This is a genomic window from Vibrio sp. QJM3NY_27, assembly GCF_057785955.1.
Genome location: NZ_CM173511.1, coordinates 874,175 through 893,083 on the forward strand (window position 1 = coordinate 874,175; position 18,909 = coordinate 893,083).

Sequence of the window (18,909 nt, forward strand, 5' to 3'; positions counted from 1 at the left end):
AGTGTTCAGCTCTTACTTGGGTTGTCGACAATCGTTGAGTTCAACGTTTGTATAGTGATGGTATAGCCTTGGGTCAAATGCGTGAAAACAATATCGCCGCGAGTTTTGTCAGCTCCGGAATCCGCTTGGTAATCAATTCGAATGATTGCCTGTTGGTTATCGTCAAACACTGTGCGGCTGTTTTTTGTGTCGACCAAGTGCCAGCCGATACTTTCTAAAGGTTGAGTCCACGCTTCAACTGGCCATAGGGTCAGCATTAAATTAAATAGCACCTGTTCGGGTTGCGGCAGGGTCGCGCCAAGCCCAGACAAAACCTGCGTATCAATCACTTGATTTTGATATTGCAGCGATAGGATGCGAGTACCCCAAGAAGAAAACCCCGCCAAAACCACTTTATCCGCTGTCACTTCGACTTGAACAGGAAGTTGCTGCGTATCGTCTTGCCATGTTGCGCTGATCAGTTGGCTCGCCGTAAATGAGTATCCCAGCTCCGCAGGCTGCGGCAAGGCTAGCTCTGTGTCTTTGTCGATTGAGACACTTGCGCCTGTTGGCTGTTGAGACACCATCGAACAAGCACTGAGTAATAAGCCAAATACTACGGCGAGCGCTATCTTGATTGTTTTGTTCATCTAAAAGCCTCTCGAGAGTTTGATTTTTCCGCGGCTTGTTCGTTGTTAATCGCGAGTGGAGAAAGCAACCACGCCACAAAAATACCCGTTAAGACGGTAACACCGAAGCTATGAATGGCATGAGTCTGACTTAGTGACAGTAAACCAAATGAAAGCAGCGTCGTGAGACCAGACAAGGTAATGGCTAACAAGGTGCTCAGTGATTTCTTCTGCTCAGCAAAGAAAAGGGTGTAGTCGATGCCAATCCCTAGAATCAGAATCAGACCCAATAAGTTAAATAGGTTTAAGGTCGAACCTAAAACGCCGGTGATCGCTAGCCCTGCGATTCCCGCAATCAAAGACGGCAACAGCATCAACAGGCTCTGTTTTACGCCATAGCGCCAACCTAAAACCATTCCAATGGCTGCCAATGCTATTAATAATAGTTCGGTGATCTTGACTCTGTATTCAGCAAAAAGCGACGATATTTCATCGGCCTTATTGAGGAACTTAACATCTTGTTGCTGAGTAAAATCTGAACAAAGCCATTGAGAGAACAGCTCTGAGTCAGTGAGATCTTTGATTAAAATAACAGACGCAGCTTGTCCATCTATCGGCCTCAACCAAAGAGGACGAATGGGTTCTGATACTGGTGATGCTAAAAACTCATCAACTGTTATTGGTTCATAGTTAGGAAGATCAGGGAAACTCGACCAACCTAATGTGGTTTGTAATGTTGAGCTCTGATTAGCGTAGAGCTGTTTCACCAGTCGATAGTTTTCATTTTGCTCGTACTCACTTGGCAGGTGTTGATTGACGCTGCGATATCCTGAGATGCCTCGCTTCTCGATCAATGAATCTAATTCAGAGGTGATCAATGCCAATTTTTTCAGTAATGCTTGATTACTTTTCGCAGTCACCAACAGCATATTTTGACCACTGCCTAATCCTGAAATCTCAGTGATGGCTTGCTCTTGCTGTTTGAGCTGCTCTGGCATTGCCTGAAGTTGGCGTATATCGTCGTCGTAACGAATTTGACTGAGTGACATTATGCTAACGACAGTCACCGTTAACGGTAAGCCTATTCTGAATTTTGGCTTGCTCCATACACTCAACCAACTATGCCAAAGCTTCGCTAGGGGGAGTGGACGTTCCTGACTTGGTTTCGCCGCTAAAACGGGGTACCAACACACTACACTGGCGTAAGCTGCAATGAGTCCAATTGACGAGAACAAAGCAAGCTGTTGTAAGCCTGGGAAAGGTGCAACAAGCAAGCCTAGGTAGCCAATCAAGCTAGTAATAAGCCCCAAGCTGATCGCAATAAGGATATGTTGCAACCCTTTTTTACTTTGCCATTTACTTCCTGCCGCTAAGCGATCGGTAAGGAAGTGAAAAGAGTAATCGATTGATACGCCGATCAAACTGGCACCGAACACTAAGCTGAACAAGTGAATTTTGCCGAAGATAGCGACGGTGCTCGCGAGTGCAACCAGTAATCCAGTACTTATCGAAAGTAGAGACAAGACAAGTGGTAGGGCGCTACGAAATGTCAGCCACACCAACAAAATAACGCCAGCTAACGATCCTAAACCAATGGTGCTGATCTCTGATTTTGCACTTTGAGTGCCATAATTAGCGTAGAAAACCACGCCAGTGTGCTGAACTTTGACGTCAAATTGCTTCTCTATGTCTCGCTCTAAAGCGTCAAGTGCCGGAAGTTGCTCTTGAATAGCCAAGCTATAGGGAGAGCCAGCCAAGGTTGCGGTAACCAAAATGTGTGAATGATCTTGCGATTGCGCCGTTAGGTAGCCCTCTTTAAGGCTAAAGTTACTCGAACGAGTACCAACTTCGCTAATGTAGTCTCGAAATAACAAAAAAGGATCGAGTGTCAGTTCGGCTGCAGTGACGCCTGAAAATGGATTGTATAACGACTGAATTACATGTTGAGCGCGAGATTCGGGCGAGTGTACCAGTGTTTCTTTTTGTTGAACGGTCAACAGTTGAGCCCGATGACGAAAATAGAAATCGCTCCATTGGCTTTGAGTGCTGGCGTTGATTTTGCCTTGCACGTGCTTAAAAAGAGTTGGCTGACTGGAGAACGCTCTTTGGTTGAGGGCTTTTTCAAAAGCATTAGTGGCAGCGGTGGCATGTTCGATATCAGAGCCACTTATTATGAAGACGACTTGCTCACTCATCGAGTTGGAAATCTGTTGAAAGGCTTGTTCTACCATAGGATCTTGCTGGTTTTCTGGCAGCAATTTCATAATGTTGCTTTCAATCGGTACTGAAGAAGAAAAAGCGAACTGTTTGATTAACAGTCCGCTAAATAGCACCACGACAACAAGCCAAATAAGGGCAAGGCTAGAGTTGGAATTGTTGCGCTTCAGCATCTGATAATACTTCCGGTTGATGGCTTAGCTGGCTAAATTCGATCACTGTGCTGTCTCCACGAATCTCTTTCAGCTCAATGCGTTCAATATCGTTGTTACCTTGTAGTGTGATGGCTTCAAATACCGCATTCATTGGCGCACTTTTGGGCTTTAGAGTGAGCGTCCATGAGGTACCCTCTGTGCTTTCATTTGCACTTTCATCTGAGCTTTGCTCAGTCGCGGGTTCAAATGACAGTGAGAACTGCTCTTGGAGTTTTTGAGTATCACCGTGGAACACCGCTAGGAATATATGGCTGAAATAAAACGCCATTGGGTTTTCTTGGTCGGTGATGATCTTAGCTGGTTGATCAGCAAACCTTTGGCTCAGTTTGTTGTCGGTTAACACCAAGCTCACAGGGAAGGGTGTCGCTTGTGTCCAAAGCAAACCATTCGATTTGTCTAACAAGAAAGCACCTTGTGATGTTAAAGGTTGAGCGAACATTTCCATATTGCGTGTTTGAGTAAACTCTCCACGCACGATGTTGTTTGCACTTAATACTGTTTGCAGATCTGAAATAGAGCCAACCGCAGCTGTACTTTCATTAGCAATAACAAAGCCACTCGCCATCACAGAGGCAAGCCCTAGTAGTGCGATGCTGATTTGCTTACGTCCGTGTTTAAACAGACTCATGTTTCACCTGCTGCTGTGTGTTAGTTGCTTGAGATTGATCGGATAGTGGATTATTTGGCTGAGTGGTGTTTGATTGTGGCAAACAGCCAAATTGGTGCCAATGATCGATTTTATCGGTAAATATTTTCGGCGAAGCAAAACACATTTCTTGTTCTTCAATGGTCACCGCAACCTGCATTGTGTGGGCGCGTGTCATGCGAGCACCTGTGTTGGCATCGTGAATTTCGTAGTCAACACGCAGGCGGTTTTCCCATTCAGTCAACTTAGCCGATACCTTGATCTGATGATTGAACGGTATCGCCTTAATGTACTTTACACGCGTGTCGATGATCGGCCACATGTAGCCTGAGTCCTTCATCTCATGGTAGTTGTACTCAATCTTATCCATCATGATGCACCTTACTTCTTCAAAAAATCGGAAGTAATTACCGTGATAGATCACGCCCATCGGGTCGGCATCTTGGAATGAGGTAATCAGAGTCACCTCAGATTGTAATGGATGAAGGATTTCAGACATAAATCGCTCTCAACAATATTGCGTAAAGGGTTAGCTACTCTATGAGTAAAGTGACCAGTGCTGACTTTGAATACGAGCAATGAAGTGGCGTAGATCGCCTTCAAGTGGTCGGTCTTCAACGATAAATTCAAACTCTTTAAGCACTTCGTCGCGAATGTACTTTAGGTTTTCACTCATGTGGTGCTCATCAAGCTCATTGTGACGTTTACGAAGCTCGAGTGCTTGTGTACCCGCCAGAAGTGATGCCGCTGCTACTTGCTCTGTTAGCTCCAGAACACGTAAACAATCACGAGCTGCGATGGTGCCCATACTGACTTTGTCTTGGTTGTGGCACTCGGTTGAACGAGAGAACACGCTTGCCGGCATGGTGTGTTTCAATGCTTCTGCTGTCCAAGCTGAAACACCGATCTGTACTGCCTTGAAGCCGTGGTTGATTGGCTTACGTTCGCCTTCTGCGCCTGTTAGGTTAAATGGCAGTCCGTTGTTGAACTTGTAATCCATCAACTGTGCCATTTGGCGATCAAGCAGATCCGCAAGGTTGGCTACTGCTGTTTTTAACGTATCCATCGCCATGGCAATATGGCCGCCGTAGAAGTGTCCACCGTGCAGTACGCGCTCGTTGTCGCCATCGATAATTGGGTTATCGTTAGCGCTGTTGAGCTCGTTCTCAATCATTTGGCGAAGCCAAGGCAGAGAGTCTTGAACGACACCGATAACGTGTGGAGCACAACGCAATGAGTAACGATCTTGCAGACGGTCACTGTTACGTGGCGGGCGATCTGCTTGTAAGTCATCACGTAGCCATGCAGCAACTTGCTGTTGACCCGGATGAGGCTTCACTGCAAACAGTGCTTCATCGAAATGGAAATCGTTGCCTTGCATACCGACAGACACCATTGCGGTGATCTTAGTCGACAGCTGAGCTAGGTATTCTGCACGTTTGTAGGCGATACAAGCTAAAGCCGTCATTACTGACGTGCCATTCATTAATGCTAAGCCTTCTTTTGGCTTAAGCTTGATAGGGCTAATTCCTAGCTCTTTGTAGACGTCACTAGTAGGGTGAACTTCGCCTTTGTAGATAACATCGCGCTCACCAATCAGTGCGGCCGCTAAGTAAGACAGCGGCGTTAAATCACCACTGGCACCCACCGATCCTTCTTGAGGAATACGCGGTGAGATGTCTTGGTTAATCAAAGTAACGATCTGGTTGAGCAAATCATGAGTCACACCAGAGACACCTTGTGACAGAGAACACAGGCGAGTTGCTAATACTGCACGAGATTGTTCGTGAGACAGTATTTCGCCTAAACCACAGCCGTGAAAACGTGTTAAATGCAGTGGTAGCTCGTCAACTAGGTTTGGCGGAATTGCAACGGTACATGAGTCACCGTAACCGGTTGTCACACCATAGATCACGCCTTCTTCTTTCAACAGACGTTCTAAGAAAGCGACACCACGGTCGATCTTAGATGTGAAGGCTTCACTTGAGTTCATCGAAGCTTTTGCGCCTTGTGAGATAGCGACAACATCCTCAATCGTGAGGCGTTCGGCACCAAAGGTGATGCTATTTGGATTCTTTTTCGTCATGGTGCTTGCTCAATGTCCAAAAATTAAAAAAGTTGTACCACTGAAGCGGTGCTTTCAGTGTGTAGTGCTCAAGTCGATTTGCGTATTTTTGCACGACTTGCTGTAAAGATTGTTCGCGAGTCTTTCTGGGTAGTTCTATTTTGTCGCTAAAATGCTCGAAATAGACATTAAAATGCGGCTTAGATTGTGAGTCATCACGTAGCCCAAATAATAGAAATACTGGCGCTTTGAGAACAGAGGCTAACATAAATGGCCCTTGAGGGAAGGGCGCTTCCTTACCCAAAAACTCAGCCCATACTGAACGGCTCTCTTTGCTGGTGGAGGTTCTATCGCCAACAATCACAATCCACTCACCTTGTTCCAGTTTCTGTTGCAACAAGATAGCAGTATCAGGCCCCATTGAAGTTACCTGAATCAGGTTTAAATCAGACTGCGGGTTGACCGCTTTCATCACCGAATTAAAACGCTCAGCGTGCTCGGTAAAAACCAATGCATTGATTTTGATGTTCGAGTGTCTGCGACCCAAAGCTCGACACAGTTCGATGTTGCCAAGATGAGAACCTAGGATTAGCACACCTTGCTTATTTGACACCATGCTCTCAAATTGTTCTTGACCATGAATGCTTAGGTTATCGACCGAAAAATCCCCTTTCCATGCAGCCAACTTGTCTAGCATCGTATGACCAAAAGAAAGCAGATGGTTATAGCTGGTTAATTCAGTGGGTAACTCAATATTCTGTTGTTCAGCGTAGGTTTTCAGTTGAAATAGATACTGTTCTGAGGCGTTTCGTGCACGTTTGCCCGTTAGGTGGTAGTAACGCATCACGCCGCGTAAAATCAGATTAAATACGCCTCGGCCTAACAAGGTATAAACAGCCAATAACAGTTTGATGCCTAATACTGTGCCGCGCTCTTGAGTGCGAGACCAATGGGGTTGTTCTGACTCGTTCTTGTTTGATTCAGCCAAGGAATATTGGTTTTGCCCACTTTTAACTGAATCTATCTTGAAATGGCGAGCAATCAATTTTGGTGCTCTCGGCAGCATGCCGAAAAACAGTCTCGTGTGCATCCAGCTGATTTTCACGTTATCCCACAGCGCATCGAAATGAGATATGCCGTTTTCAGGATAGATGACTCGCGTTTCAACGAAGTCGATGTCACAGCCTTCCCAATATAAGCGAACCAGAATCTCGATATCGAAGTCCATTCGAGACCCAACATCGTACTTATCCAACACCGTTTGAGTTTGGTTGATCGGATACGCTCTAAAGCCACACATGCTGTCTTTAATCGATAGAGAGAGGGTTTCTATCCATACCCAAATGTGTGTCGCGTAGCGTCCGTAGAGCCTTGCCTTAGGCACGCTCTCGTCATAGACAGGCTGACCAGAGATAAGGTGCTGGGGCTTAGTTTGTGAAGCTTGGATTAATGCGGGTAGGGCGTCTAGGTCATGTTGCCCATCAGCATCAATCTGAATGGCATGACTAAAGCCGAGCTCTTGCGCTCGCTTAATTCCCGCTTTTACCGCGCCGCCTTTGCCTTGGTTGTGATCAAGTGTTACCAAAGTCACGCTTGGGCTATCGGCAAGTGGAGTCAGAAACTGTTTGGTCGCGAGTTCACTGCCATCATCAACAATAATGATCGGAAGTTTGAAATTAAGAAGTGATGAGACCACCGAGGGCATGGTTGCACCGTGGTTAAAGCACGGAATTAGGAAGCAAGCCTTGTAGTTGCTTTCTTCAAGTGCGTGTTGAGAAGCAGCCTCAGCGCTATTCACTTTTCTCTCCCAGCTTCATTTTGCCTGAAGAGTGAATCTGTTCGCCGTTGTTTGAGGTGTAACTAAAGCTAAGTTTGTCTTTGTCAGCGTCCCACTTGAGTGACAACTGTATGGTCGAGTCTGGCAGGATCGGTTCTTGGAATTTGATGACTTCCATGCCTTTAAAAAAACCAGGGACACTCAGTTCTTGGACTGCGTAGTGAAGTGCCCAATCAATCTGTGTAACACCAGGAAGAATAGGAAAGCTCTTGAAGTGCCCCTTAAAATCGGTGATGTCTCCAGTAATATGGAGTGTCAGGGTCGATTCTTTCTCTGCAGTGTCAACAACAATGACGTTTGGTTTTCTCTTATCCATAGCGTGTGCTTAGAATCCTTGGGCTGAAAATGGGTGTTGTGACAAAAATATAAAAAGATAACCTCAGTGTAAAATACGATCAGCGGTTTCTATGATTTTATTAGCTGTTCGATATGAGAGGTTAGTCGCTTACCTTGGCTGTTGAGTGGAATCTCATCAACAATGCGATATTTTCTTGGGATAGCGATCGGTTCTAACCATTTTCTAAGTTCTGAACGCAGTATCAACCAGAACTTACCTTTACTCATGGTGGTGAGATTCGCTTGGCCATCCTCTGATAATACCAAAACCGACGCCAAGATTAAGCGCTCCGGTTCTTCAAATGGAATGACGACACATTCGCTTATCCAAGGCAGTTGCTCAAGTCGCTTTTCGACTTCAACCAGTGATACTCGTTTTTCTTCTATCTTGATCACTCGGTCGGTTCGGCCTTTCAATATAAACTGATTCTCCGAGACCATTTCGCACTCGTCTGCGGTTTGATACCAGTTATTGTTATCGATGTAGGGCGACAATAACTTAATGCAATTCTCACTGTTGAGACTTGCCTCAATACAGTCAAAAAGTTGCCAAGGCGTTTGAGCGCTCTTTTGCTGACGAAATGCGATGCCACCGGTTTCTGTGCTGCCAAATACCTCGATAGGTAGATGACCAAGCAGGTTTCGTGACTGGTGAGCCGATTCGGTGGGTAAAGGGCCACCAGAAGAGAACATACCAGCTAGCTGTGCAGACTTTGTCTCGTGTTTTAATCGTTTGAGTAGCGCAGGGCTGCTGATCAGCACGCTCTGTTTATTAGCGTGAGATAGGATTTGTTCAGGGTACTCAAGATTGTGTCGAGCAAATGGAACACCAGAACAAAGTGGCCATAAAATTCGGAACAACAGACCATAGATATGTTGGTGTGAGACCGTACTGTGGACTCTGTTGCCCTTAAGTAAATCGCCCCAGTTTTTATCTAGCTGAGCGATTTCAATATCTAGGTGCTCTAAGGTTTTGTCTATAGCTTTGGGCGTACCACTTGAACCTGAAGTAAACAGGGTCAAGTGGATAGCAGCTAAGTCGATAGAAGCTAAATCAATAGATACAGGGTCAATAACAGCTAGTTCAATCGCGGCTAGGTCATTCACTAAAAGCGTTGATGTTTCGGTGTTTGAGTGTTTGGAATTCAAGATCGTTTGAATGTTGCAAACTTCACTAACCTCAACGGTTCCAATCGAATCATCGACCAGTAGGCAATCAAAATGCTCACTTAGCTCGGCAAGTGCACAAGGTTGATAGTTACCCGGTAAGATGATGTGTTTTTTGCTGACAGCACATGCCAAAAAGGCCACCGAAAATAGGTAGCTGTCTTGGGTACAAATCGCGACTCGTTGAAAAGAGAGTGAAGATAAAAGGTGTACGAGTCGAGATAAGTCGTCGTTAAATGTTTGCCACGTAATCTCGCTATTGTCGTCAAAGCAGACAATAGAATCTGGCGATCTGTTCTGGCTGAGAAGCGCAGACAAGGAAGTGTAAGAGACGGTTTGGGTCATAACAATTTAACTCTGACGAATGCGCTGTCTAATTACCCACTCCCCCGCAAAGAGTAACCCGGCAAAAAAATAGCTGAGTAGGCCATTGTATAAGGTCCAGATTTCAAGCGGTAGGAAGCAAGTGTAAAGCGCGATTGAGCCATTGATAACGAAGAACAGGCACCAAACCTTGGTGACCTTTCGCGTGTAATCAACGCCACTTTGCGGAAGTTCAGGCTCTTGGAGACGAGCAAGGCGCTCGATAATCGTTTGAGGTTGCCATAGGCTTGAAGCAAATACAGCCAACATACAAACATTAACGATGACGGGATAATAGGTTAACCAACCATGCTGCTTGAAGGTTAATCCTAGTGCTAGCAGAACAATTCCGGCACTTCCGCTGATCCAAGCTAAGTGTTTTAGCTCTTTTATTTTAGCCTGCCCGCCAGAGAAAATACGAACAGCAAAGATAACGGCCAAGACGATACCAACGGTTTGTAGACCAAACTTGTTGAGTCCAAAGTAAACCGCTATTGGATAAGTGAACAGTATGATTGCCGACAGTAAAGTCAGCAGAGGACGCATTATGCGTCCTTCAAAAGTTCAACCACAGACTCTACAACGTCATTAACGGTGCGTACTGCTTTGAACTCTTCAGGTTTGATCTTCTTACCTGTTACGTTCTGTAGATGAACGACCAAATCGACAGCATCAATGCTGTCTAGGTCTAGATCGAGATAAAGGTGTGCTTCAGGAGTGATATCTTCAGCATCAAGCTCAAACAGCTCAATCAGCGCATCTTTAACCTGGTTGTATACTTCTTGTTGGTTAGCTTGTGTCATAAAGATCTGTCTAGTTGTTCGTTTGAGATGAGATGTAATTCGCTAGGTTTTCAACCGAGGCAAAGTGCTGGCGAGTGTTTGAATCGTCGGCATCGATGATAATGTTGTACTTTTTCTTGATAGCAAGACCAAGCTCAAGTGCATCGATAGAATCTAGTCCCAGTCCATCACCAAATAGTGGAGCTTCTGTTTCAATTTCATCAATGCTCATATCTTCAAGGTTTAACGCGTCGATGATTAGTTGTTTCAGTTCGTTGTGTAATGTTTCCACTTTGGCCTACTTAATGCTTTATCTAAATGCTGCTTCAATGGGGCGATTCTACATTATGCGATGTATTTTCGAAATGCCGATATCGCCTGCTGTTTATTGATTATCTAAATGTTTTCTTCGGAAGGGAAAATAGTATATGCAAGATGATGATTAAGGCGTCTTGCTGCCGAAGTTAAGTTGTTCGAATTCTCAATAAATGGTGCGACTTCTATTTTACCTTTCACCGCAATATGAAAAAAGGGTTTCGTAGCAGGAACTTGATACCATTTTTTCTCTTTCGTTAAGAATGTCGGAGAAACCGTAATATGAATCACGCGTAAATCGGTTTGTGTTCGAGTAGCAATTTGCGCCGCACCACGTTGTAAGGATGGTTCAATTCCCGGCGTTGTGCGAGTTCCTTCGGGAAAAACCAGCAGTACGTTGCCACGTGAAAAACGTTCTTCACAACGTTCTAAAAGATCGTCAGGTGCTTGATTGGGTATATAACCTGCCGCTTTCACGATCCTCTTCATAAATGGGTTTTCCCATATCGCTGCTTTAACGAGGCAATCACATTGAGGAAGTTGAGAGGCGATCAGCACATAGTCGATTAAGCTCGGATGGTTGGCAACGATGATGCAGTTGCGATCTTCGCGCAGCAGTTCAGCACCATCAATTCGATAATCAATCGCGCCAGTGAATTTCATGATCTGGCAGAACGCATTGAATGAGAAGCGAATCAGTCGTTGAGCCTTAAGCTCTCTTTGAATGGTATTGGGTGTCGTTATTGCAATAGAAGGTAAGATTAAGAAGCTTAATACTAAGCCTCCCAGCCCAAAGGTGGTAAAGCAGAATCCTGTCGCAAACACTCGCCAATATTGGTCTAACTTGCTCATTGCTGTGTACCTGTCTTGGCGTTATTTATCCACGACCAAGTTTGGTGTTTACCAGCAACAGTCCACTTATTTGTACCCAATAAGATATGTTGGAGCGTTTGTAGCCCTTGTGGTAACCCGGAAGATACTTGGTTGGCTTCTACTGTTCTAGTAATAGAGTATTCACTGCCAGTCGTGAGCACTAAGCCCAGAGCATAATCGGCATAGTGCTGAGTTTCGTATTCTTGATAAAGCTCAGGCAGCGGTTGGTCAAAGTCGATGACTAAGACACGATGCGATGGGTATTGATGAAGATAAAGGTAAGCTTCAATCAGGGCGTTATGAAAGGTATCTTGCCCAGCAGCGATAGAGGTCAGTGGAATCGGCGCTTTTGCGGCAATCGTTGTGAGGCCAGCAGCGGTATTGTGCACCGACTGCGAGAACGCCATTGGTGAGGCGTCATCACCTTCTAAGATTGATTGAATCAATGTGGCAGTTCGGTGCAGCTCACCATGTCGGCTGGCAAAAACCAGAAAATCAACCGAGGTGTCTTTTAATAGAGTCAATGCGGTTTGGACGGCAAGCTTACTTTGCAGGCTCATTCGGCGACGCATCATCGGCGGGATGGCTTTAAATTCAGTTGAGCCATCTTGTGGCCAATCTAAATTTGTGCTCCATGTTTGCCATTCGGCAACGGAATTGAGCCCCGCAGAATTTGCAGACCATTTCTCAATATTAAACGACATTAATTGGGATTGATTTGACATAGAGTATTGATTTGCTTTGGGTCTAACTAAATACTATGCGTGCTTATAAATAAACACAGGTAAGGAATTTAAATGAAATTACTAAAAATAGCCGTTTCAATGTTATTCATATTCGTTCTTGCAGGGTGTGGACGTGTCCAACCTGTAATGAATGTTGAGGATACTCCAGTTGCACTTAATCTTCAAAGTAAACAGGTGAAATCAGCTATTTATGAGTCTGCTAAAAACCGAGGCTGGTTGGTTTCAGAAATAAAGCCTGGCTTGATTCGTGCTGAACTGTATGTTCGTTCACACCATGCGGTGGTTGAAATTCCTTATAGTGACAAGTTTTACTCTATTCTTTACGTTGAATCAGAGAATTTGAAGTATGACGATGGTGAAATACACCGTAATTACAACCGTTGGGTTAATAACTTAAACGTTGATATTAAACGTAAGCTTGCACAAATGGCTGCTGAGTAACCCTCTATTATTTTAAAGTTAGGTTTTTCGTGTCGGAATATAAATTAGATCCATTCAATGCATTAGAAGCAAAAACAGAAGCGCAAAAGTTGTCTTTCGCTCCAATTGTTTTTCACACTGCTCGTACACTTCGTGATTTAGGTATCTTGAAAGCGTTAGATGACGCGGGTAATGATGGTTTACCTGCAGAGACTCTTTCGGAAATAACGGGCGTATCTGAGTACGGCGTAAAAGTTCTGCTTGATATGGCGTTAAGTGCTCATATTGTTACTTGGGACAAACCTAACTATAAAATGGCCAACCTTGGTTTTTACCTTCTGCACGATGGTATGACCAACGCAAACATGGATTTCACAGCCGATGTTTGTTACGCCGCGATGATGCATCTAACTGAAGCAATTGAAGAAGGTACACCTGCGGGTTTGAAAGAGCTGGGTGACTGGGAAACTATTTACCAAGGCTTGTCTCAATTGCCAGAAAAAGCAAAAGAGAGCTGGTTCAAGTTTGATCACTTCTATTCAGACCGTTCTTTCCCTATTTTGCTTGAGAAAGTCTTCAGTAAGAAACCTAAATCGCTGGTGGATATTGGCGGTAACACCGGTAAGTGGGCGATGCAGTGCTGCAACCATGATGCTGACGTTGAGGTGACGATTGTTGATTTGCCACAGCAACTAGAAATGGCAATGGCAAACGCGACACAACATGGCCATCGAGACCGAGTGACTCCATTCCCTGCCAACATGCTCGACAAACAGCAAGCCCTGCCAACGGGCGCCGATGTGTGGTGGATGAGCCAGTTCCTTGATTGCTTCTCGCCAATGGAGATTCTGAGCATATTAAAGCGTGTTCGCTCTCATATGTCAGAAGAGGCGACGGTCTATATCCTTGAACTGTTTTGGGATGCACAGAAATACGATGCGGCTTCTTATAGCTTAAACGCGACCTCTCTTTACTTCACTTGCTTGGCCAATGGCAACAGCCGTTTTTACCGCAGTGAAGATTTCCTAGAGATCGTTGAAGAAGCTGGCTTTGAAGTGGTGACCCGTACCGACGATATCGGCCTTGGTCATACGCTTCTTGAATTGAAAGCTGGCGCGTAATAAAAAATAATAAACATGGCTTAAATTAATGAAAAAACTGTCAACTCAAGTAGTGATCATCGGAGCTGGGCCATCAGGGTCTATTGCCGCGTCTTTGCTTCACAAAAAAGGCATCGATGTACGAGTGATTGAAAAGAGCCTTTTCCCGCGCTTTTCTATTGGTGAAAGTTTGTTACCGGCTTGCATGGAAGTGATTGAACAAGCTGGCATGAGCGAAGCGGTGGCTGACGCTAACTTTCAATTTAAAGATGGTGCCGCTTTTCGTAAAAATGGCGTGTACACCGCGTTCAATTTTGAAGATAAGTTCTCTGCTGGGCCGGGAACCACGTTTCAGGTTCAGCGAGGGGCCTTTGATAAGGTGTTAGCAGACACAGCCGAAGCACAAGGCGTTACTATTGATTATCAACATGAGTTGATGGGTATTAACTTCACTGAAGACAGCACCATTTTAGACGTACAAGTGCTTGATGGAGAACACTATCAGCTAGAAGCTCAATACGTGCTGGATGGCAGTGGATTTGGTCGCGTGCTACCTAAGATGCTTGATTTAGAGGAGCCATCATCGCTTCCTCCACGTAAAGCTATTTTCACGCATGTTAACGATCATATTTCAGAGGTTGATACCGACCTTGAATATGATCGAAACAAAATTCTGATCTCGGTGCACCCGACCAACCCTGACGTTTGGTATTGGTTGATCCCGTTTAGTAACGGAGTGTCTTCGTTTGGTGTCGTCGGTGAGCCTAAGTTCTTTGAATCATACCCACAAGATAAGATTACGGCTCTTAAGCAACTGGCAATGGAAGAGCCGGGTTTGGCTGAGATTTTGGCAAATGCAGAGTATCCGAACCCTGCGGGTGAAATCGGTGGCTATTCTGCCAACGTAAAGCACCTTGCAACAGACAAATACGCACTATTAGGTAATGCTGGTGAGTTCCTTGATCCTGTATTTTCATCAGGTGTGACGATTGCGATGAAGTCGGCTCAGTTTGCGGTTGAGTGCGTGGAAAAGCAGCTCAATGGTGAGAAGGTTGATTGGGAACGTGATTATGCAGATCCATTGATGGTTGGCGTAAACACCTTTAGAACTTATGTTGAGGGATGGTACTCAGGTACTTTGCAGGATGTGATTTTCTATCAAGATCCCAACCCGAAGATTAAGCAAATGGTGTGTTCTATTTTGGCTGGTTACGCATGGGATCAAAGTAACCCCTATGTGAAAGAATCAAAACGCCGACTGACGACACTGTCGGAGATATGCCGAAGCTAGGTGGTCGATTAAGGTGTAGCAATCTACTAAAGCACCATAATGATAAAGCCTATAAATCAAAACAGCCGCAATGCGGCTGTTTCTGTATCTGCTAAATATGGGAAGCTGATTCTTAGCTTACTCGCTTTACTGAAGTTGATACTACTTCAGGTCGATGCTGTTCAATCGTCCCATAAAGATAAGTAACTCAATCACATCTTTGTGGGCTTCAAGCAGCGCTCGTTTGGTTTGGCTGTAGGCGGCGAGTCGCCCGTGCTTCCTTATAGAGCATACTTTGGTTCTGTATTTGTATTCACCACTTTCAGAGAATACGCGCCACTTAGCGATGTAGCATTCATCTCGATGTTCGGGATCTGTCTGAGTCGGGTTTGGTTTGAATACTATTTTAGGTTCTAAACTGTGCGGTAAACGCGTCATCAGATAGGGCTCTCTAAGGACTTTTGGCCAAAACTTTCCCCAGAGCTTTCTGCCAAGCTCATCTCTTAACTTGATGGTTTTCTTTAGTGCTTTGTCTTCACCCATACGAACAAAACCGACAGAACGATGTAACACCGTATCTTCGGGAGTATGGATGTGGATTTTAAAAGCGGTTTGGCCTTTCGATATAAATCGATAACCGGTCGCACCAATTAGATTATTCTGGCTCATAGTTTGCTAAATGATGATTATGTTATTAATAAGGTTACGACAAATACGTTAAAACCGAAACTAATCATCATGAAAAAAATAGAGCCTTAACAAAAGTGCTAAGGCTATATTAGAAACTATGAAGTGAGCTTGTCGCTAACTACATGATTTTCTGCATTACATCACCAATTTGAATGCTTCCAGCTAGGCTAGGTTGATCAATCGTGAGTTCAGCTTCGTTCTCATAAACGCGAGAAACGGTCAGCGTGATATCGCTTTGAGAGACCTTATTACGTGGCAAGCCTCGTTGGTCGATAAACGAACCAGTGTGCCACAGTTGCAGTTTGTCACCTTGTTGCACGCCATGCATTCGACCTAAATCAATGGTCACAGTGTTACCAAATACTGCAGCCACCTCTGGAAGCGTGATTTTACATGATACTTCTGATTCTAAGTCCAACATAATATTGCGGCTGACGCGAAGCATCATACTGCCGTAGGTTGATGCCCAGAAACGAGCACTGCGCGTATCAACCTCACTGGTCTTAGCAAAAGGCCATTTTGCCACTTCACGGTAGCTACGGTTATAAACCTGATGACCTGTCTTACCGTCAAAGACTTGCATCTCTAAGGCAAACTGGCGGTTTATAATGTCGTCTTTTAGAAGCTTGGATTCAATGGTCGCAGTTAAATCGGTGATATCACCGCCGATAATGTACTGTGCTCCCGTGTCTTGTGCGATCATTTTGATCACTTCCGGTCGACGCTTGTCGATATCGTAATTGGTTGTGCCAACAGAAACAAAGCTACGAGATTCTTGCGCCAGTTGTCGGTCAACGACATGGCTAAAATCATCACCAATATTATAGATTCTGCCCATTACAGCTTGTTGTGGGGAAGTCACATCAATGTTGCCGACCAAAAATGTTTTCTTATATTGGCTCTCATGGCAAGCATTTGCCGAAGGGTAGATGTCGATCCTTGCAGTGATCATTATATTGCCACTGCGTTTCTTCTCTTTTTCTACCAAGATGTAGCGCACTTCATGATTGGTAAATTGAAACTCTTTCTTCTTCGCGTCGAGGTAGGGCGTGAGGTTAGCAATGCTACCAATGTCAGCACCAGAGAACTGGATCGCTTTATATACCGCGTCTTCCAGCGCATGGACTCTTGCGGCTTCCTCTGACGATACGATGGTTGCTGTACCGGTAACTTCATACCAAGAGGCATGAGCACTGAAGCTTATGGTTATCAGTGAACTTATTGAAAATAAGTAAGAAATTATTTTTTTCATCTATTCGTTACCAGTTGGGTATAAATATTGCTTAACAAATAACTATAAGCTTGAAGCTGACTTAAGTGCGTTTTTCTTAATCTGAACCATTAATGAAAAGCAAAGACTGTTCCAACATTGTAATCCATTGAAAAGAATAATGGTGAGAACATATTGGAATAGGTAGCACTAAACATATCTGGAGATTAGAGAATGAAAAAATGGCTCGTAGTAATGAGTGTCATGTTACTGACATCATGCGCTTATTCGCCGATCTATAACGGCAAGTCTGAATATTCAGGCAGTCAGTTTATGTTGATGGACAGCCCTCGTCATACCATGGACTTTTTCGTGGAAAGTATGACTGAAGATTTGATCATTTCGAATACGAGTATTTCAGCAAGAACCCCAATTGCGATTACTTCGTTTGTTGACCTGCAGCACATGGACACAACAAACTGGCTAGGTAACTCGGTATCAGAAGGCTTCATTCATCAGTTTCAGCGTCGTGGCTTCAAGGTGGTTGATTTTAAAACAACCGGTTCGATCCAAGTCACTCACCAAGGTGATTTTGCATTAAGCCGTGATTGGAAAGACTTAGCTCAAGAGCAAGATGTCCAGTACGTGCTGACAGGCACTATGCTTCGTCAAGAGGGCGGTGTTCTAGTTAATGCTCGTGTGGTAGGCATGCAAACTCGTATTGTGGTTGCTTCCGCGCAAGGCTTTTTGCCAGCGGATCGTATTGGTCGAGATCTAGATACTCTGAACAGCATTCGAACTCAAGATGGTGTCATTATTCGTTCTGATCCAACGATGACTCAGCCTTACACCGTTATTCTTCGCCCCTAGGAGTTCGAGATGAAGAAGTTAATATTTGTTGTTGCCGCTTTGCTGCTTGTTGGCTGTCAGCCTCTGCAAAACATGAGGCCAGACGATTACTTAGTTGCCGTTGGTTACGCGAGTATCAGTGAGCAAAAGGGACGTAACGATGAGGAAAGGCGCATTCGTGCGATGAGAGCTTCCAAGATCGATGCTTATCGTGAACTTGCTGAACAAGTGTATGGTATGCGAGTAAGCGGCCGAGCAGAGCTTGAAGATCAACGCCTTGGCACTGAACGTACTTCTGGTGCAGTTGATGGTGTAATCCGTGGCGCAGAAGTAGTGCGCAGCTACCCAGTGGGTGATAGCTATGTAACAGAGCTCCAATTAGATATCCGTAAGATGGAACAGCTACGTAATTACGGTGAAGTTCAGGCAGTGCCTGAGAAGAGACAACAAACGTTGTTCTAGTTTTAGGAGCATCCAGTTATAGGCTTACCTAATTATATTGGCTGCCACTCGCTTTCCAGATGGCGTGTCGGCAACAAATAACGGTTATGACTAAAAAAGCGGCAAGTATGAAAATACTTGCCGCTTTTTTTGTGTTTATCGTTTATTAGGGGTATTTACAGGTTTAGAGAGACTTTGACGGTGTAGTGAGAAGGGTAGGCTGAGATACAGATACAGATACAAGCAAGAAGGGTGTTGTGCGAAGAAGATTAGCCCAATTAGGCTTTTACATTGGTTCCCAGCGTAGAAATCGTATGCGTTTGGCCACCGGCATTGTAAGTCATACCAATTTTACCATGGCTTTGCTGCATCATATTGCTGAGTTTTTTGAAACTGAGGTGTGCTCGATTCAAGGCTTCGCCATTGACTAGGTTCGCTTGGTGGCAGTCGTGCACTATGGACTTGATGGTCTCGACTAACTGAGCAAGTTCAGGGTTCTCGGTCAATTCTGAGATATTGGTATGGGTAGCAATTCGTTGATCGGTTGATCTTAGCTGTTCAACAAGGACCACTTTTTCTTTGGCGATTCGCTCAATATCGTTTGATTGTCGGCTCGTAATAGCGGTTTTCTCTGAACTTAGTAATTCAGATAAGGCTTTGGCATTTTGAAGTTGAAAATTAACTAAATCTGCTAGTGCCGCCATAACGTAAACCTATTCATAACCTCGTGTACTTTAAGACAATAACTTCAATGAAAAG

The 18,909-nt window shown here is 44.6% G+C and carries 21 protein-coding genes; 5 read left to right on the plus strand and 16 right to left on the minus strand.

All coding sequences use genetic code 11. The features are described 5' to 3' along the window. Positions 1 to 5: 5 nt before the first annotated feature. From AC3CIA_RS03970 to AC3CIA_RS04030, 13 genes are all read right to left on the minus strand, one after another. Entirely contained in the window at positions 6 to 629 is a 624-nt protein-coding gene (locus tag AC3CIA_RS03970; protein ID WP_488518552.1) for a DUF3261 domain-containing protein, read from the minus strand. Continuing rightward, on the minus strand, positions 626 to 2,998 hold the full coding sequence (locus AC3CIA_RS03975) for an MMPL family transporter (protein WP_488518553.1): 2,373 nt from the start codon (positions 2,996 to 2,998) through the stop codon (positions 626 to 628). The genes AC3CIA_RS03970 and AC3CIA_RS03975 overlap by 4 nt, the downstream gene beginning before the upstream one ends. Beyond that, positions 2,970 to 3,668, minus strand: a complete 699-nt coding sequence (locus AC3CIA_RS03980) for a LolA family protein (RefSeq protein WP_488518554.1) — start codon at positions 3,666 to 3,668, stop codon at positions 2,970 to 2,972. The genes AC3CIA_RS03975 and AC3CIA_RS03980 overlap by 29 nt, the downstream gene beginning before the upstream one ends. Further along, complete coding sequence (locus tag AC3CIA_RS03985; RefSeq protein WP_488518555.1) at positions 3,655 to 4,185, minus strand: acyl-CoA thioesterase; 531 nt, start codon at positions 4,183 to 4,185, stop codon at positions 3,655 to 3,657. The genes AC3CIA_RS03980 and AC3CIA_RS03985 overlap by 14 nt, the downstream gene beginning before the upstream one ends. A gap of 39 nt (positions 4,186 to 4,224) precedes the next feature. Further along, positions 4,225 to 5,772 (minus strand): HAL/PAL/TAL family ammonia-lyase, encoded by a 1,548-nt coding sequence (locus tag AC3CIA_RS03990; protein WP_488518556.1) that lies wholly within the window; start codon positions 5,770 to 5,772, stop codon positions 4,225 to 4,227. Beyond that, a complete protein-coding gene (locus AC3CIA_RS03995; protein WP_488518557.1) occupies positions 5,750 to 7,549 on the minus strand; it encodes a glycosyltransferase family 2 protein in 1,800 nt (599 codons plus the stop codon). The genes AC3CIA_RS03990 and AC3CIA_RS03995 overlap by 23 nt, the downstream gene beginning before the upstream one ends. Next, a complete protein-coding gene (locus tag AC3CIA_RS04000; protein WP_488518558.1) occupies positions 7,542 to 7,904 on the minus strand; it encodes an ApeI family dehydratase in 363 nt (120 codons plus the stop codon). The genes AC3CIA_RS03995 and AC3CIA_RS04000 overlap by 8 nt, the downstream gene beginning before the upstream one ends. 89 nt (positions 7,905 to 7,993) lie before the next feature. Continuing rightward, positions 7,994 to 9,436, minus strand: coding sequence for an AMP-binding protein (locus AC3CIA_RS04005; protein ID WP_488518559.1), 1,443 nt, complete (start codon positions 9,434 to 9,436; stop codon positions 7,994 to 7,996). Between the two features lie 6 nt (positions 9,437 to 9,442). Then, entirely contained in the window at positions 9,443 to 10,000 is a 558-nt protein-coding gene (locus tag AC3CIA_RS04010) for a COG4648 family protein (protein ID WP_488518560.1), read from the minus strand. Further along, positions 10,000 to 10,257, minus strand: coding sequence for an acyl carrier protein (locus tag AC3CIA_RS04015; RefSeq protein ID WP_004739745.1), 258 nt, complete (start codon positions 10,255 to 10,257; stop codon positions 10,000 to 10,002). The genes AC3CIA_RS04010 and AC3CIA_RS04015 overlap by 1 nt, the downstream gene beginning before the upstream one ends. Positions 10,258 to 10,267: 10 nt before the next feature. Further along, positions 10,268 to 10,528: a phosphopantetheine-binding protein gene (locus AC3CIA_RS04020; protein WP_102445120.1), complete on the minus strand. Its 261-nt coding sequence runs from the start codon at positions 10,526 to 10,528 to the stop codon at positions 10,268 to 10,270. Between the two features lie 104 nt (positions 10,529 to 10,632). Then, the gene (locus AC3CIA_RS04025) at positions 10,633 to 11,403 is read right to left on the minus strand and encodes a lysophospholipid acyltransferase family protein (protein ID WP_488518561.1); all 771 of its coding nucleotides are present in this window, start codon (positions 11,401 to 11,403) and stop codon (positions 10,633 to 10,635) included. Next, positions 11,400 to 12,149, minus strand: coding sequence for a beta-ketoacyl synthase chain length factor (locus AC3CIA_RS04030; RefSeq protein ID WP_198597110.1), 750 nt, complete (start codon positions 12,147 to 12,149; stop codon positions 11,400 to 11,402). Before AC3CIA_RS04030 ends, AC3CIA_RS04025 begins: the two co-directional genes overlap by 4 nt. 72 nt (positions 12,150 to 12,221) lie before the next feature. Between AC3CIA_RS04030 and AC3CIA_RS04035 the strand changes: the two genes are divergently transcribed. Genes AC3CIA_RS04035 through AC3CIA_RS04045 form a run of 3 tightly spaced genes read left to right on the plus strand, consistent with a single transcriptional unit; the run spans position 12,222 to position 14,981 of the window. Further along, entirely contained in the window at positions 12,222 to 12,611 is a 390-nt protein-coding gene (locus AC3CIA_RS04035; RefSeq protein ID WP_488518562.1) for a hypothetical protein, read from the plus strand. Positions 12,612 to 12,640: 29 nt separating this feature from the next. After that, positions 12,641 to 13,711 carry a methyltransferase gene (locus AC3CIA_RS04040; protein WP_488518563.1) on the plus strand — a complete coding sequence of 357 codons (1,071 nt, stop codon included), beginning with the start codon at positions 12,641 to 12,643 and terminating at the stop codon, positions 13,709 to 13,711. Positions 13,712 to 13,739: 28 nt separating this feature from the next. After that, positions 13,740 to 14,981, plus strand: coding sequence for an NAD(P)/FAD-dependent oxidoreductase (locus AC3CIA_RS04045; protein ID WP_488518564.1), 1,242 nt, complete (start codon positions 13,740 to 13,742; stop codon positions 14,979 to 14,981). A 141-nt stretch (positions 14,982 to 15,122) separates the two neighbouring features. Here the strand turns inward: AC3CIA_RS04045 and AC3CIA_RS04050 are convergent, their stop codons facing one another. Together AC3CIA_RS04050 and AC3CIA_RS04055 are read right to left on the minus strand one after the other, a co-directional pair. After that, positions 15,123 to 15,629: a hypothetical protein gene (locus tag AC3CIA_RS04050; RefSeq protein WP_017084506.1), complete on the minus strand. Its 507-nt coding sequence runs from the start codon at positions 15,627 to 15,629 to the stop codon at positions 15,123 to 15,125. A gap of 139 nt (positions 15,630 to 15,768) precedes the next feature. Then, positions 15,769 to 16,902: a flagellar assembly protein FlgT gene (locus AC3CIA_RS04055; RefSeq protein ID WP_017076832.1), complete on the minus strand. Its 1,134-nt coding sequence runs from the start codon at positions 16,900 to 16,902 to the stop codon at positions 15,769 to 15,771. Between the two features lie 192 nt (positions 16,903 to 17,094). Here AC3CIA_RS04055 and AC3CIA_RS04060 point away from each other — a divergent pair, with 192 nt between their 5' ends. Together AC3CIA_RS04060 and flgP are read left to right on the plus strand one after the other, a co-directional pair. Next, entirely contained in the window at positions 17,095 to 17,730 is a 636-nt protein-coding gene (locus AC3CIA_RS04060; RefSeq protein ID WP_004736167.1) for a FlgO family outer membrane protein, read from the plus strand. Positions 17,731 to 17,739: 9 nt separating this feature from the next. Beyond that, the gene (gene flgP / locus AC3CIA_RS04065) at positions 17,740 to 18,171 is read left to right on the plus strand and encodes a flagellar assembly lipoprotein FlgP (protein ID WP_004736169.1); all 432 of its coding nucleotides are present in this window, start codon (positions 17,740 to 17,742) and stop codon (positions 18,169 to 18,171) included. Positions 18,172 to 18,428: 257 nt separating this feature from the next. Here flgP and AC3CIA_RS04070 read toward each other — a convergent pair whose 3' ends face one another. Next, a complete protein-coding gene (locus tag AC3CIA_RS04070) occupies positions 18,429 to 18,854 on the minus strand; it encodes a flagella synthesis protein FlgN (protein ID WP_102457445.1) in 426 nt (141 codons plus the stop codon). Between the last annotated feature and the right edge of the window lie 55 nt (positions 18,855 to 18,909).